Annotated in this window: 14 protein-coding genes and 1 tRNA gene; 3 read left to right on the forward strand and 12 right to left on the reverse strand. The window is 38.1% G+C overall.

Annotation, left to right across the window (positions count from 1 at the left end; all coding sequences use genetic code 11):
• A complete protein-coding gene (locus BZG01_RS18715) occupies positions 1-342 on the forward strand; it encodes a hypothetical protein (protein ID WP_101311368.1) in 342 nt (113 codons plus the stop codon).
• 173 nt (positions 343-515) lie between these two features.
• Here BZG01_RS18715 and BZG01_RS18720 read toward each other — a convergent pair whose 3' ends face one another.
• From BZG01_RS18720 to BZG01_RS18730, 3 genes are all read right to left on the reverse strand, one after another.
• Positions 516-935 (reverse strand): hypothetical protein, encoded by a 420-nt coding sequence (locus BZG01_RS18720; RefSeq protein ID WP_101311369.1) that lies wholly within the window; start codon positions 933-935, stop codon positions 516-518.
• Positions 916-1,497 (reverse strand): RNA polymerase sigma factor, encoded by a 582-nt coding sequence (locus BZG01_RS18725; RefSeq protein ID WP_101311370.1) that lies wholly within the window; start codon positions 1,495-1,497, stop codon positions 916-918. The genes BZG01_RS18720 and BZG01_RS18725 overlap by 20 nt, the downstream gene beginning before the upstream one ends.
• A gap of 700 nt (positions 1,498-2,197) precedes the next feature.
• Positions 2,198-3,181, reverse strand: coding sequence for an NAD-dependent epimerase/dehydratase family protein (locus tag BZG01_RS18730; protein ID WP_101311371.1), 984 nt, complete (start codon positions 3,179-3,181; stop codon positions 2,198-2,200).
• Positions 3,182-3,451: 270 nt separating this feature from the next.
• Here BZG01_RS18730 and BZG01_RS18735 point away from each other — a divergent pair, with 270 nt between their 5' ends.
• Complete coding sequence (locus BZG01_RS18735; RefSeq protein ID WP_101311372.1) at positions 3,452-3,823, forward strand: hypothetical protein; 372 nt, start codon at positions 3,452-3,454, stop codon at positions 3,821-3,823.
• 585 nt (positions 3,824-4,408) lie between these two features.
• Here the strand turns inward: BZG01_RS18735 and BZG01_RS18740 are convergent.
• The 9 genes from BZG01_RS18740 to BZG01_RS18775 form a co-directional block, all read right to left on the reverse strand.
• Positions 4,409-6,193, reverse strand: coding sequence for an acyl-CoA dehydrogenase family protein (locus BZG01_RS18740; RefSeq protein ID WP_101311373.1), 1,785 nt, complete (start codon positions 6,191-6,193; stop codon positions 4,409-4,411).
• A 115-nt stretch (positions 6,194-6,308) separates the two neighbouring features.
• Positions 6,309-7,484: an acetyl-CoA C-acyltransferase gene (locus BZG01_RS18745; protein ID WP_101311374.1), complete on the reverse strand. Its 1,176-nt coding sequence runs from the start codon at positions 7,482-7,484 to the stop codon at positions 6,309-6,311.
• 26 nt (positions 7,485-7,510) lie between these two features.
• On the reverse strand, positions 7,511-9,913 hold the full coding sequence (locus tag BZG01_RS18750; protein ID WP_101311375.1) for a 3-hydroxyacyl-CoA dehydrogenase/enoyl-CoA hydratase family protein: 2,403 nt from the start codon (positions 9,911-9,913) through the stop codon (positions 7,511-7,513).
• 21 nt (positions 9,914-9,934) lie between these two features.
• Complete coding sequence (locus tag BZG01_RS18755; RefSeq protein WP_101311376.1) at positions 9,935-11,704, reverse strand: AMP-dependent synthetase/ligase; 1,770 nt, start codon at positions 11,702-11,704, stop codon at positions 9,935-9,937.
• A 287-nt stretch (positions 11,705-11,991) separates the two neighbouring features.
• Positions 11,992-12,957, reverse strand: coding sequence for a methionyl-tRNA formyltransferase (fmt, locus tag BZG01_RS18760; RefSeq protein WP_101311377.1), 966 nt, complete (start codon positions 12,955-12,957; stop codon positions 11,992-11,994).
• 6 nt (positions 12,958-12,963) lie between these two features.
• Positions 12,964-13,131, reverse strand: coding sequence for a DUF5522 domain-containing protein (locus BZG01_RS21645; protein ID WP_180327393.1), 168 nt, complete (start codon positions 13,129-13,131; stop codon positions 12,964-12,966).
• A 1-nt stretch (position 13,132) separates the two neighbouring features.
• The gene (locus tag BZG01_RS18765) at positions 13,133-13,603 is read right to left on the reverse strand and encodes a nuclear transport factor 2 family protein (RefSeq protein WP_101311378.1); all 471 of its coding nucleotides are present in this window, start codon (positions 13,601-13,603) and stop codon (positions 13,133-13,135) included.
• Entirely contained in the window at positions 13,596-15,056 is a 1,461-nt protein-coding gene (locus BZG01_RS18770; protein ID WP_101311382.1) for an LptF/LptG family permease, read from the reverse strand. The genes BZG01_RS18765 and BZG01_RS18770 overlap by 8 nt, the downstream gene beginning before the upstream one ends.
• Before the next feature lie 185 nt (positions 15,057-15,241).
• Complete coding sequence (locus BZG01_RS18775) at positions 15,242-15,616, reverse strand: START-like domain-containing protein (protein WP_101311379.1); 375 nt, start codon at positions 15,614-15,616, stop codon at positions 15,242-15,244.
• A 367-nt stretch (positions 15,617-15,983) separates the two neighbouring features.
• Between BZG01_RS18775 and BZG01_RS18780 the strand changes: the two genes are divergently transcribed.
• A tRNA-Met gene (locus BZG01_RS18780) sits at positions 15,984-16,057 on the forward strand.
• The last annotated feature ends 172 nt before the right edge of the window (positions 16,058-16,229 follow it).

A 16,229-nucleotide genomic window follows, 5' to 3' on the forward strand; every position in this document is an offset into this window, starting at 1 on the left:
ATGAGACAGCTTTTTTTTATTGCTCTTTTAGCAATTTTTGCCAGTAGTTGTGCAATAACTCAGACTACGGTTACGCCGCCACCTAATGTAAATGTGCCCAAGCATGCTGTTTTTATTTCGCAATCGGGAACTCAGCATTATTTAATGCAAACAGTGCTGGATTTGAAAAACAACGAAATGGTGGTGTTGAGTTATGATTCTAATTATTTGTCAACTGTAATTAGAACAGGTATTTATTTAAATCCTGATGATTACAAAGGGGGGCATCTTATAGGAACAGATGCACCGTTTAAAGAAGAAGTGGAAGAAAATAAAACGGAAACTTCAGAGGGAAATAAATAAACTAAAAGAGGGCGTCCAAAAAGTAATATTTTGTATCGGATTGTCATGTTGAGCGGAAGTCGAAACATCTGTTTTTCAGAGTGAAAGATTCTTCGTCCCGAATTCATCGGGATCAGAATGACAATGAAACTATACTTTTTGGACACCCTCTTCATTTTTAAGACGATTAGAATTTATTCTTCCAATTGATCTTTTGTGCGGCTCAGCAGCAGTACATCGGCTGCCTGAATCAAAAGAATACAAAGCACACCAAACAGAAGAGGATATTTGTACGTGAAAATCAGTTCGAGAATGACATCCACTTTCGTAGATTTTAAATAGAAAAGCAATCCAAAAGCAATTCCGGGAATGCCAAGATATCCCAAAGTCATCATTAACATGCGCAGCAGCGCCTCACGAACCGATTTTTGTTTTTCCACCTTTTCGGTCACTAAATCGGCAAAATCAGCAGGAATCGAAACCGAAAAATCATGCTCAAGACTCTCGGTAAGCAGTTCATCAATCAGTTTTAGTTCATCTAAATTCCAGTTTTCTTCAGCATTTTCGAAATTCATATTCATCTGTATTAAAATCTCAAAGTTCTTTCCTCTCATACCTTGAATCTCTTTTCAATTCGCTTTTCTCCAGCATTTCTTTCAGCATTTTCCGGGCTCTAAAAATATAGTTTTTCACCGTACCTTCCGGCAATCCTGTAATTTCAACAATCTCATTGTATCCATATTCCTCCAAATGGTACAAACTCAAAACTGTTTTGTATTGAGCCGGCAGTCTGTCAACCATTTGCCGAACCATCTCCTTTAACTCTTTTTTCTGAGTCAATTGTTCCGGATTTTCCTCCGAAACCCTGCTGTGTTGAATCAATTCGTACTGCGATTCCCCAATATCCACATCGGGTTTTCGTTTTTTCAGATGATTTACCGATACCCGGTAAGCAATGGTTGCAATCCAGGTCGAAAGTTTCGAATCACCTCTAAAATCGGGCAATTTCTGATGCACCTTTAAGAAAACCTCCTGCGCTGCATCCTCCAAATCTTCCTGCTGATTCAACAATCTTCCGGCTACATGAAACACCAATCGCTCATATTGCTTCACCAAATATCGGAAAGCCTGAGGATTGCCATTACAAATCTGTTGTATCAGCTCGGTTTCGTTCATCTTTGAAGGAGTAGACAAGTACTCTTATTTATTTGTTGCACGATATTGCAATTAAATTTCATTTTCTTTTGGGCGTTCCCCTTCGGGTCGGGTCATCCGCTCTTACTCCTCGTTCGTACCTCACTGCGGGGTATGCGCTTCTACCCCTAACGCACACAATACACGAAAGCAATTAGTTATAAATATAAAACAATTCCAGTAGCTCTTGTAAATTGCAAATTTACAGGTAGGGAGTATTGGGATTTGTAATCCCATTTTCACGAATTTAAAATTGTAAGTGCATGAAGCCCTGGGATGCAAATTCGGGTCAGTTGATTGACCTCATCCTATCCTTTTTCTGAAGGAGAAGAGAACACATCTTTAATTTTATTGAACCAATCTTTATTTGGAGCGAGACTCCCCTTCACCTTTAGGAGAAGGGGCCGGGGGATGAGGTCTTTTTGACGAATTTTAAATGCCTAAATCTCAGATTGCAAATTTGGGTCAGCTGATTGACCTCATCCTATCCTTTTTCTGAAGGAGAAGAGAACACATCTTTAATTTTATTGATCCAATCTTTATTTGGAGCGATCCCCTTCACCTTTAGGAGAAGGGGCCGGGGGATAAGGTCTTTTTGACGAATTTTAAATGCCTAAATTCCAGATTGTAGATTCGGGTCAGCTGATTGACCTCATCCCATCCTTCGCCTTTAGGAAAAGGCTTATAAGACCTTATAGGCATTTAGAATATGATCAATCTTGGCATTGGTTTCAGGATTAATAAATTTCATATCTGGATTTTGATTCAGCCATTTTAAGGTTCTTTTTATTCCGGTGGAGAATGGGATTGAAGCCTTAAATTCCGGCACAAAAGTTTTGATCTTTGTATTATCAAAAATGACACTTTCACTTTTATCGGCAAGCAGCGTTCCTGTAAAAGAAGGTTCTGTTTTACAAATAAAATCAGAAGCAATATGCACCACCTTTGCTTCACAGCCCAAACTGTCAGCTAAAATTTTATAAATCATGTTCCAACTTAAAATTTCGTCGGAAGTAATATGAAAAGCATGTCCTATGGCTTGTGTTAAACCCAATAAGCCAACCAATCCTTTTGCAAAATCATCCGAATGGGTTACAGTCCATAATGAAGTTCCGTCGCCGTGAATAATAATACTTTTTCCTTTTAAAATTCTGTCAGCAGTTGTAAATTCTTTAAATCCCCCAATGGCAATAGGAATTACAGTATCATATGTTAACGAAGGGCGCACAATTGTAACAGGAAAATTTTCTTCCTGATAAGCTTTCATTAACCGCTCTTCACATTTAATTTTATTACTTGAGTAATCCCATAAATTATTACTTAACGGAGTAGATTCAGTAATTATAGGATAACTTAGAGGTGTTTGATAGCACGAAGCAGAACTTATAAAAATGTATTGTTTGGTTTTTCCTCTAAAAAAGGCAATATCACGTTCAATATCATCTGGTGCAAAGGCGATCCAGTTGACAACAACATCCCAGTTGTGTTTTTTAAGATTGGGTACCTCATTAATTTTATTACTATCACCTAATATAACTTTAACGCCTGATATTTTCCGGAGTGTATTCCCTCTGTTCAGGTGATAAATTTCAATTCCTTTTTCAATGGCTAATCGGCTTGATGAAGTACTTATGTTTCCTGAACCTCCTATAAATAATACTTTCATTTTTGACAGTTGAATGGTTAATAAAATCTTGATTAGCAAGATAAAAATAAATTAATAGTAAAAGTCACACCTTTAATCTTATACCAATTTTGATGTTAATTTGGTATTGCATTTATTTCTGCAATTGAATCAGGTACTTTTCGGGTGAAAATTTATTTTTCGGACAGGTACTGGGGGATGAGGTGTAAAAAAACAAAAACTTTTTGCAACATTCTGCAAAGCACTCTGGTCTAATAGGCAAAATACATTCAGAAACTTAAAACTTAAAATATGAATTTAGGAGAATTGTTAATGGCCGCAGTGGTGTTCTTTAGTATCATCACCTTTGTGAAAATCTTATCCGCGCATTTTTTAAAGCGCAAAATCATTAAATCCGGTCATTTCGAAAAGGCTGGAATATTAGAGCAAGATGCTGAAATAGAAGTAAAAAAACAGGTAAAATACGATCAGTATCCGGCTTTAAAATGGGGTTTGGTTGCGTTTTTTGGCGGACTTGGATTCATTGTAATAGAAATATTGGGCTTAAATTATCCTGTGTTTAAACAATACGACAGCACAATGCCTTACGGAATCTTTTTTGTTTCTGTCTCTGTTGGTTTCTTGTTGTATTATTTAATCATGAGCAAAAAAGTAAAAGAGTAAACTTCTTTATCGATCATAGTCAAAGTAAAACCTCCGGGGGCAAAATGATTTGCAGCCGGAGGTTTTTTTAATATGCTAATATTATTTGAGAGGTTTAAAACTCGTCTGTTTCAGCAGACGAATTTAATTGGAGACTATAAGGTTTATCCTTCTGTCAAAAAAGCAAGTCACGGCATTGAAATTCCCTATGTCAAAAAGTGCCTTCCCGATACTAAAAAGTGAACTCCCTATGCTAAAAAGAGCCTTCCCGGTACTAAAAAGTGCTTCCTTATGTCAAAAAGTGCCTCCCGGTACTAAAAAGTGAACTCCCTATGCTAAAAAGTGCCTTCCCGGTACTAAAAAGTGAACTCCCTATGCCAAAAAGTGCCTTCCGGGTACTAAAAAGTGAATTCCCTATGTCTAAAAGAGCTTTCCCGATATTAAAAAGTGAGCTCCCTATGCTTAAAAGAGTTTTCCCGGTACTAAAAAGTTCCTGTGCATTTAAAAGAGTGTTTTTCCCAATGGTATTTCTGTGTAAAGGCTAAGAATAAGCATACCTCAAATCCATTTCATATCTCATTCCTAACATCTAACGATCTACTGTTATCAGAAACAATACTTGTTTTCTTCAATCAATTTACCCGCAATTAGCCGGCGCTTTTCTTTGCTGTTGAGTCCGGAGTGTTTTGTGAATCGTTTCAAACCCAAAAGCATCATTCTTAATTCATCACCCTGAGATATTGAGTTTGCAGCATCTTTGGCATTTTTATGAATACGATCGGCAGCATCATAAAAAAAGACCTCGCACATGGCTGTTTGTTCTGCGCATGCTTCTTCACCTTTTAAGGCAATCAGCTTTTTCGTCCGCAATAAAAGAGATTCTGCCTGATAGCAATCGATAATCATATCAGAAATATTCATTAGTATTTCTTGTTCACTGCTTAGCTTTTGCATGAATTTTTGCGCCGCAGCTCCTGCAATTAACAGGGCACTTTTCTTAAAACCGACTATTAATTTGCTTTCTCCGGCCAACAGCGATGTGTCTTCTTCGTCAAATTCAGGAATTGCCATTAATTCTTTCACAACGTTTTGGGCTGCCGATAAAAGAGGCAATTCATTATTAAAAGCCTTGCGCAACAGGAAGTCGACCACCAGCATTCGGTTGATCTCGTTGGTTCCTTCAAAAATCCGGTTGATACGTGAATCGCGGTAAGCGCGCTCCATTGGTGCTTCGGAAGAATAGCCCATGCCGCCATAAATCTGAACGCCTTCATCGGTTACATAGTCTAAAGCTTCGGATGCAGCCACTTTTAGAATGGCGGCTTCGGCAGCAAATTCTTTTTGAGCCTGAATCACTGCCTTTTCCTTAGGCATTCCTTCTTCAAGTAAATGAAGCATTGCATTTTGTATGTCGTTGCTGCAACGGTAAATGGCCGATTCAACCGCATAGGTTCGAATTGCCTGTTCTGCAATTTTGTATTGTATGGCACCAAAATTAGCAATGGCCTGTCCGAATTGTATTCTTTCATTGGCATAAGTAATTGAATGGGTAATTACTTTTTTTGAAGCTCCTAAAACGGCAGCGGCCAATTTTATTCTGCCGTTGTTCAGAATGTTTAAGGCGATTTTAAAGCCTTCGCCCCGTTCGCCAAGCAGATTTTTTGCCGGAACTTTACAATTTTCGAAAAACATCATACAGGTGGATGAGCCTTTAATCCCCATCTTTTTTTCTTCGAGTCCGAGCTTGATGCCATTAAACGTTTTCTCAACAATAAACGCACTCAGGTTTTTATCATCATCTATCTTGGCAAAAACGGTGTAGATGTCAGCAAAGCCGGCATTGGTAATCCACATTTTTTGTCCGTTTAAAACATAGTGAGATCCGTCAGCCGAAAGCATGGCTTTGCTTTTTCCTGAATTGGCATCCGAACCCGCTCCGGGTTCAGTTAAACAATAGGCTCCTTTGGCCTCACCGCTTGCCAGAAGTGGTAAATATTTTTCCTTTTGTTCCTGTGTTCCGTAATATAAAACAGGCAATGTTCCAATTCCCACATGTGCGGCGTAGGCAACAGCAAAAGAGCTGTAGGTTCCCATAATTTCGGTACTCAGCATCGAGGTATTCAGATCCTGACCGAAACCACCGTATTCTTCCGGAACGGCAATGCCTAAAAGGCCTAACTCACCTGCTTTATCCATGAGGGAGGTCATTAATCCTTCTTTCTGACTGTCGATTTCATCCAACAGAGGAAGAATTTCCTTTTCCTGAAAATCATGACAAGTTTCCATGATCATTTTTTGCTCTTCCGAAATTTCTTCAGGAATAAAAATATCCTGAGGACTGGTTTCTTTCACTAAGAATTGTCCGCCTTTTACTGTTTTTATCTTTTCCATCTTTAATGAGTTTAGAGTTATTTTTTTCACCCCTAAATCCCCTAAAGGGGACTTTGAAAAAACAATGTCAATTATCTTTGAAGAAGAACTAGCCCCTAGGGGGTTGGGGGTAGTTTTATAGCATCTCAAAAATCCCCGCAGCTCCTTGTCCCGACCCAATACACATGGTAACCATGCCGTATTTTTGCCTGCGCTTTTTCATTTCGTGAAGCAGCTGCACGGATAATTTTGTACCTGTGCAGCCAAGCGGATGGCCAAGAGCAATGGCACCACCATTTACATTGATGATTTCAGGATTCAGGCTCAATTCTTTTATCACGGCAAGTGCCTGTACTGCGAAGGCTTCGTTCAGCTCAATCTGTTCTATTTGATTCATTGATAAACCTGAGCGTTTTAAAACCTTAGGAATGGCCTCTACCGGACCAATCCCCATGTGTTTGGGTTCCACTCCTGCAACAGAATAGGAAACAAAGCGGGCTATTGGTTCAACATTCAGCTGTTTCAGCATTTTTTCGGATACCACCAAAACAAATGCCGCACCATCCGAGGTCTGCGATGAGTTGCCTGCGGTAACACTTCCCCCCTGAGCAAAAACAGGTCTTAATTTATTCAGGGCTTCCTCAGTTGTTCCCAATCTAGGTCCTTCGTCCACATTAATCATGTGTTCTTTGGTTTGTGCTTTGTCCTGTCCATTTACAAAAGTCTCCAGCACGTGAATGGGAACAATTTCGTCCGAAAAACGATTATGAGCCTGTGCTTCCAGTGCTTTTCGGTGAGAGTGAAATGCAAATTCATCCTGCTCTTTGCGGGATATGTTGTATTTCACCTGCAGGGCTTCGGCGGTAATTCCCATGTTCCAGTACCAGTCGGGGTGCGATTTTGCAATTCCCAAATTGGGCACCAAGCGCCATCCGCCCATGGGCATCAGCGACATCATTTCAACACCACCGGCAAAGATGCAATCGGCCAGACCGGCCTCAATTTTCGAAGCAGCAATGGCAATGCTCTCCAATCCCGATGAGCAATACCGGTTCACGGTCATTCCCGGAACCTGCACATTGTCCAATCCCAACAGGGCAATCATACGGCCAACATTTAATCCTTGTTCTGCTTCAGGAGTTGCATTTCCAACAATTACATCATCCACCATTGCAGCATCCAAATTTGGAATTTCTGTCATGATCCGCTGCACCACCTGGGCCGCCAAATCATCGGGACGAATGAATCTAAGATTTCCTTTTTTTGCTTTGCCTACAGGGCTTCGGTAGGCGGCTACTATATATGCGTTCATAAATTTCAGTTATCAGTTATCAGTTATCAGTTTCGAAGAATTTTGCCTTTTTGCAGCAGACTTTGCATTCGCTCCAGGGTTTTCTTTTGCTGACATAGTTTCACAAAAGCAATACGTTCCAAATTCAGTATGTAGTTCTCCGAAACTTCTGAAGGTTCGCTCAGTTCTCCACCACTCAATACTTTCCCAAGTTCAATGGATAGATATTTATCGTACTCCGAAATGTAATTGCCAACTTCCATTCCGTCGGCTCCGGAATAAACCAAGGCCAGCCCTTCTGCACCTAATACTCGAATGTCTTTGGCAGGCAGAGGAGGAGTGTAGCCTTTTTCGCACATCAGCAGAGCTGTTTTTTTAGCGTAAAGCAACTGGTGCTTTCTGCTCACAATCACTTCATCAACATCTTTTCGCAGGTATCCCAATTCGAAGGCCTCGTACCCCGATGTAGATACTTTTGCTTGTCCGATAGTCAAAAATTTATCCCGGAAACGGTTGGTTCTAATGTCATCTGCAGCCATTTCTTTCGAAAGGCGATAGGCAAATTCTTTGGTGCCTCCGCCCGCAGGAATTACGCCAACGCCCAATTCTACTAATCCCATATAGGTTTCGGCGTGAGCAATTACCTTATCGGAGTGCATGCAAACTTCGCATCCGCCACCCAAAGTCATTCCATGAGGAGCGGCAATCACCGGAACTGATGTATATTTCAGTTTCAGCATGGTATTTTGAAAGGTTCTGACAACCATGTCCAGTTCTTCGAACTCCTGTTCGATGGCCAGCATAAATACCAGACCGATATTTGCCCCGGCCGAGAAGTTTTCCCCTTCGTTGGAGATAATCAGTGCTTTGTATTCTGTTTCGGCCAGTTCAATGGCTTTGTTAATTCCCTGAATAATTTCACTTCCAATGGTATTCATTTTGGTGTGGAATTCCAGATTAATAACGCCATCACCCAAATCGATAATACTGCAGCCTTCGTTGCTCCATATGCTGTGAGTAGGGCGAAGATTGTTGAGTGCGACTAATTCTTCCGTTCCCGGGATGGTCATGTAATTTTCAGAACCAACATCAAAGTATTGTTTGTTTCCAGCTTTAAGCTGATAGAATTTCTGATCTTTTTCTGCCATTTTATAAGTCCAGTCTGCAGGTTTATATCCCAGTTCTTCCATCATGGGAATGGTCTTTTTCAATCCCAGGGCATCCCATATTTCGAACGGCCCCATTTCCCATGCAAAACCTGTGCATATGGCTTCATCAATCTTGTAAATTTCATCCGATATTTCTGGGATTCGATTTGATACGTAGGCGAATAAACCTAAAAATAATTTGCGGTAGAATTGACTGACTTTTCCGTCTCCTTTTAACAGCAGTTTAAATCTGTCGTTCAGATGAGGAATGGCCTTGGCAGCCTCAAATTCTGCAAATTTTATTTGTTGTTTGCTTTGATATTCAAAGTTGGATAAGTTCAGGCTAAGGATTTCGCTGATTCCCTCTTCATTCTTGATCTTTTTATAAAACCCTTGTCCGGTTTTTGCCCCCAACCATTGGTTTTCCATTAATTTTTGAATGAAATCAGGAATCTCAAAAACATTTTTAGATTCATCGTGAGCAAGTGCTTTTTTTAGGTTTTGAGCTACGAGAACTAAAGTATCCAAACCAACAACATCGCAGGTGCGGAATGTGGCTGATTTAGGTCTTCCGATAATAGGGCCGGTCAATTTATCTGTTTCTTCCACCGAAAGGTCGAATTCTTTCATCAGATGAAATACCGACATCATGGAATACACGCCAATTCTGTTGGCAATAAAGGCAGGTGTATCTTTACAAATCACTACTGTTTTTCCCAGATGCTTTTCTCCAAATTCGGTAAGGAAACCGATTACTTCCTGTGATGTGTGTGTTGAAGGAATGATCTCCAGAAGTTTGAGATATCTTGGAGGATTGAAAAAATGCGTACCGCAGAATGATTGTTTAAAATCATCCGATCTTCCCTCTAATAACATTTCAATTGGAATTCCTGAAGTATTGCTTGTAATTAAGGAGCCTGCTTTTCTAAATTCCTCAATGCGGGTATATAATTTTTGCTTGATTCCTAAATTTTCGATGATGACCTCTATCACCCAATCACAATCTTGAATTCTATGAAGATCGTCTTCAAAATTTCCGGTTAAAATCCGTTTTGCAAAACTCTTTAAATACAAAGGGGCTGGGTTCATTTTTAAGGTTTTCCCAAGCATTTGGTTTACAATTCGATTCCTTACTTTAGGATGTTCAAGAGAGTAACCTGCTTTTTCTTCTTCAGCATTTAATTCCTTTGGAGGCATATCCAACAAAAGAACTTCCAGACCAATATTTGCAAAATGACAGGCGATTTGGGCACCCATAACACCGGCTCCCAAAACGGCAACTTTCCTTATTTTACGATGCATATATAGTGTTTTAAGTGTGTGTTAGGAATAAATTTCTTCAATTATCAATTGATATTTAATTTTTAAAACGGTACGCTTTAGCTTTAGAGTAGGCGAGAGTTCTCCTGTTTCAGGAGTCCAAACATGAGGAACCAATCTGAAACTTTTAATTTTTTTCGGACGATCCAGATTAACATTCATTTTTTGAATTTCTTTCCAGATACGAACTTGAATTTTCTGGTTGTAAATGATCTGATCAGCACTCTCAAATGGTATTTTCTTACGTCTGCAATATTCTTTTAGAAATACAAAGTCAGGTGAAATGATCACGGAAGGGAATCTTTTAAATTCACCACAAACAATACTTTGATCAATAAATGGAGATTCTTTAAGTCTGTTTTCAATTTCCTGCGGAGCAATATATATTCCTCCGGATGTTTTAAACATTTCTTTTTTTCGATCAGTAATTTTTAAAAAACGTTCATCCTCCCAACAACCAATATCTCCCGTATGAAACCAACCATCTTCTTCCAGAACTTCCTTTGTTAGTTCAGGATTTTTATAGTAGCCAAGCATTACGTTCGGTCCGCGGACCAAAATTTCACCATCCTCCGCAATTTTAACTTCTACACCTTTTAATACCGGTCCCACAGTACCAAACCTCACGTTAGGATAAGAATTCTGATTTGCCGAGATAATTGGTGATGTTTCCGTCAGTCCATATCCCTCTTGAACAGGAATTCCCGCAGCCCAAAAAAGCCGCTCTAAACGAATTTGCAAAGGGGCACCTCCAGAGCACATGAATTTGATATTTCCGCCTAAGGCTTCCTGCCATTTGCTGAAAACCAGTTTACGGGCAATTTTCAATTTGAATTCATACCACCAGCCATTTGCCCGATTCAACTCATATTTTTGGCCGAGGTTAACAGCCCATAAGAAAATTGCTTTCTTTAAAAAAGGCTGACTTTTCCCCTTTGCCATGATTTTATCATATACTTTTTCGAGCAAACGAGGAACAGTAGCAAAACCATGAGGCTTTAGTTCGCGTAAATTGTCACCAATGGTATCCATGCTTTCGGCGTAGTAAATACTAATTCCTTTGTATTGATACTGGTAATTTACCATTCGTTCGTAAACATGGTTAATTGGCAGAAAACTCAAGGTTTTGTGAGATGAATCTAAATTTAAACTGGCAGCAGACGCCAAAACATTACTTATAAAATTGCTGTGAGAAAGCATAACACCTTTAGGATTTCCTGTAGTTCCGGATGTATAAATAATGGTCACTAAATCATCAGGCTGAATACTATCTTTTATCGCCAACAGCTCTTTTTGCATTTTGTTTTCAGCATTTTTGCCAATTTCCAATAAGCGGCTCCAGTGAGCAACTGATTTTATTTTTTCAAATGAATACACAAACTTTACTGATGGATGATTGTTTAGCAGAGGTGCAATCTTTTCATATAAAACATGATTAGCTACAAAAATGGCAACTGGCTGGCATTGCAGAATAATGTAATCGTAACTTTTGGTATTTATTGTTGGATATAAGGGAACATGCACAGCACCAATTTGTGCCAGCCCCATATCAACAAAATTCCATTCAGGTCTGTTGTTGGTTATTGTAATAACGCAATCATTCTTTTTAATGCCATTTTCCAGCAGAGCATAGCTTATATAATCCGAATAAGTAAGGTATTGCTCAGTTGAAAACGGTATCCATCCGTCTTTTTCTTTTTTAGCAAAGGCATCTCTTTTGTCCGGAAAGTTTTTTCTGTAATTTTCCAGTAAATCAAAAATGCGCGTTATCATAAGTTATAAGTTTATCTAGGTAAGATATTATAGCATATCAAAATGTAGGATTGGCACATGATGAAGCGCAAAAGAATATAGTCTCTATGGGGAAGAGGTGAGAGGATGAGAATATTATTCCGGTAGCTGTGTGGATATAATCTAATCGGGAATTTAACTTGTTGAAAACCAAATTAGAGCTATAGAGAATTTACGAAAATGTTTTCGAAAATAAAAGAATAATTGGGGAGTCTGCTTTTTTATTTGGTGAGCGTAAAAAAAGGAAGCTGAAACAGCTTCCTTGTATTTTATAAATGATAGTTCTTTATTTGTTGAAATCCCCGGAGGAAATCCTCAGTTTTCATTCGTTTTTTACCTGCCTGCTGCAACATTTTAATGGAAATAAAACCTCCGTTTACTGCGACTTTTAAATAGGATTTGCCATCGGTAACGATACGGCCAATTTCTTCACTGTGATTTGTTTTTTCTTTTTCTGTTGTGAAAACTTTAAGTCCAATTGCTTTTCCTGTTTCATTAGGAATTAACTCGGTCCATGATGCTGGATAAGGGCTTAATCCGCGAATCAAGTTATGAATTGAGTCCAAATCTTTAGTCCAATCAATTTTACAATCTTCTTTGAAAATTTTTGGTGCCGATTTTAATGCAATTACTTCATCAGATAAATTTTCCTGAGGAATCTGAGGATATTCTCCTGCTTCTATGGCATGAACAGTTTTAACAACCAGTTCAGAACCAACAGTCATTAATTTATCATGAATAACTTCTACGTTATCATTATCTCCAATCAGAATTTTTTCCTGAAACAGGATATTACCGGTATCAATTTTATGCTGAAGCAGGAAGGTTGAAACACCTGTTTCTTTGTCTCCGTTAATAATAGCCCAATTGATTGGCGCAGCGCCTCTGTACTGAGGAAGAAGTGATGCGTGAAGGTTTAACGTTCCGTATTTTGGCATGTTCCATACCATTTCAGGAAGCATTTTAAATGCAACTACTACTTGAAGGTCAGCTTTTAATGCTTTTAATTCTTCCAGAAATTCTTCATTTCGAAATTTCTCCGGCTGAAGAATTTTCAGCCCTTTTTCTACCGCGAATTTTTTCACTGCAGCTTCCTGAATTTGTTGACCTCTGCCGGCAGGTTTGTCAGGATTTGTAATTACACCAACAACATTGCATCCTGCATTTAGTAAGGCTTCAAGAGGAGCAACAGCAAAATCGGGTGTTCCCATGTATACAATTCGAAGTTTATTCATAATTCCTTACTCTTTTAATGTTCTGTTTCCTTTGTTGTGTTTTGGGAAATAGGGGCAGTTTTTGCATCCGTTTCCACAGCAATATCCTCTTTCCGTCAAATACTTTTTCGAAAGTATTCGATATCCGTCGGGACTCATTGTATAATCAATATCTGGTTTTAAGTCGTCGAACATGCTATTCTTGATTGATTAGTAAGAATTCGTTCATCTTTTCATTCTTAATAGTGACTGAAAGATGATAGTGTGAAATTTTAAGTTTTCCATTTTCAAGAACAATAATACCCGATCCGCGGCAAACTCCCATCCATGTGTTTAGCAATTCATCAAACCAGATGGTTTTGTTATCGTCGGAGAAATATATTTGTCGGTTGAAAGGTTTAAAATCCCAGGTTTTTCCTTTTAAAAAGTGAGGTTCGCAGAATGTGAAAAATTCTTTTTTAGTCCAGCGTTCACCTGCATCTGTGCCAATGTAAATGGCATTTTCACTCATCATATCAAAATAGGATGTCAAATCGGCCTCGGCCGCAGCTTTGTGCCATTTATTAATGAATTCATCTACTTCCTTATTCTGTGGGGGCTCTGATGTGTTGCAGGAACCCGATATAAGAATAAAAAGTAATCCTAAAATGAGGGATAGTTTATGCATTTTTTTTCTTGAAAAATTTAAGAGGATTAATTTTCTTAAAGAAATCAATATAATTCTCAATATTGAATACCGCGGAGTCGGTTGTTGCCTTATAAGTAAGAATTATTCCTAAAGGCAGAACGATTAGTGAAGACATCCACATGCCCCAAACCGGTTCAAGAACCAATTCTTTTGAAAAACGTTCTGCTGTCATCGAAATAATGTAGTATACAATAAAAAATAAAATCGAGATAATTACCGGCATACCCAATCCTCCTTTACGGATAATTGCTCCAAGAGGAGCTCCAATAAAGAAAAAGATAAAGCAGGCAAAAGGCAAAGTGAATTTACGATGCCATTCGTTGGTGTATTTTCTAATCCATTTAATTTGGCCGGAAAATTCGCCATCTTTTCTGGAAATATTCTCACGGGCTTTTCTGCCTTTGTTTAAAGCATAACTAATTGTAGTAAGCTTTTTTGATAAGGAAAGTTTATTGAACAGGGAATCAGCATCTTGTATCTTTTCTGTAATCAAGACGGATTTTATTGAGTCCTTTAATAAGTTCTTAGGTTCTTTTTGAAAATAATGTCTGGCAAGCAAACTTTTAGTAAAGTTATCTTTTTCCTTTTTTAGGTTGAGTTCAAGAGAGTCTTCCTGATTTACCAATTGTCCCAAATTCAGCATTCTGTAACTGTTTTTGTAAACATTTTCATCAGTTCTCTTTAGATCTGTGCCCGGCAACGAAATATTTTGTTTAAATACTCTGAATTTTATTCTTCGGGAAGGATGATTTTTGTTTCTGTTTCGGGGTTTTTGTTTTACTTCCTGATAAATATTACCACTATACAGCGTAAGATTCATGGTTAGCTTGTCGGCAGAAGTTACCATAGTTCCCGAATCGGCTACAGTTACATCAGTATTTCCTAGATTTTCACGATGATCATAGATCAAAAGATCATACATCATTCCTGTGTTTTTATCTATTTTTCCAACCTTAACACTAAATTTTGGTAAGTCGTTCGTGAATATTCCTTCCTTAAGAATTAATTCAGGGTTTTGTCTTTTAATATCGCGCAGTAAGGTTGTAGTTTTAAGGGAAGCAACAGGCATTATATTGTTGGAGAAATAGAACGCACCTAAACTAATCAGGATAATTAGAATGGTTAATGGTTTCATGATCCTTTGTAAGGATATTCCAGCCGCTTTCATCGCTATAAGTTCGTAATTTTCACCCATATTGCCGAAGGTCATTATGGAGGCTAAGAGAATAGCCAAAGGAAGTGCCATTGGCACTAAAGTCGCAGAAACATAAAATAGAAATTCTGCAATAACAGTCCAGTCCAGACCTTTTCCTACCAATTCATCTATGTAGCGCCATAAAAATTGCATGAGTAAAACAAACATGCAGATAAAAAAGGTAAATGCCAGAGGCCCTAAAAAGCTTTTTAAAATAAATGAATGCAATCTTTTCATTCCTTGCCATTTTGGTTGATAAATGGAATCTAAAATATCTTTCAACCAGATTAGTAAATCATGTTTGTTGAAACTTCACGATTTGTTCCATACAAAACAAGACCAATAACACGATGAGACTGGTCTTGAGGAATACAAAAATAAGGTATTTTAATTAGGTTTCGTAAATGTGGAGTGTTAAAAAATTAGATACCTAAAACTTGTTTTAGCTCTGAAATCTGAGAGTCCCATAATTCTATCCCTTCATCAATCTCATCTTCTTCAGCATAATCTGTAATGATTAGAGATAAATCGTTGGTTAAAGCATCTATTTCAATTTTGAATTCGAAGAAACTTTCATCGTCTTCGCTGTCCAGCCAATGAAAACGAATCAGACGATTGTCTTTTTTTTGAATTAATTCTGCTTGTTGTTCGGAGCCTTCCCAAATGAAAGTAAAAATTTTTCCTTTTTGATTAACATCATCAGCAAACCATTCTGATAATCCACTGGCACTGCTTAATCTATCGTAAATTACTTTCGGTGAGGCATGGAGCACATATTCGAGTTCAAATTGTTGCATTGGACGGGCTTTGAATTAGTAAAATAATTAGATGTAAATATGTAAAAAACCATTTATACAAGTCAATAGTTTTTTCATATAACCCAAAATACTGGATTTTTTCTAACTAAAAACGTGAATTGTAAGTTACTACTGAAATTTTTCGCAAGATACTTAAGAATATGGAATAAAAAAAAACAGGATTAAAACTTACCGGATTTTCATATTGTTCAGTATTCTTTATTTTTCAACAGTTTAATTTTAGTAATATAAGCAAAATTTAAGAAATAAATTTTAGAGATTGCAATTCTAAACTTTTCAGAAAAAAATGGGCGTGGATTTTTTTTAAATGAAAAAGGATTTTATATTTGCACCTCGTTAGAAAAACGGCGAGGTAGCTCAGCTGGTTAGAGCGCGTGATTCATAATCACGAGGTCGGCGGTTCAAGCCCGCCTCTCGCTACAAAAAGGGAATGACTGAAGAGTTATTCCCTTTGTTGTTTATTTAAATGCAGAACCAAATGGGATTTGATTCTGATGTATTTTCAGTCTTCGAGAATTGATTTGAATCAGGATATTTAGATACTTTAACGGGAGGAGGCTGCTTTGCAATTAAATTGTGGCAGGCAGACTAC

It is taken from the genome of Labilibaculum manganireducens (genome assembly GCF_002843385.1).
Taxonomy (GTDB): domain Bacteria; phylum Bacteroidota; class Bacteroidia; order Bacteroidales; family Marinifilaceae; genus Labilibaculum; species Labilibaculum manganireducens.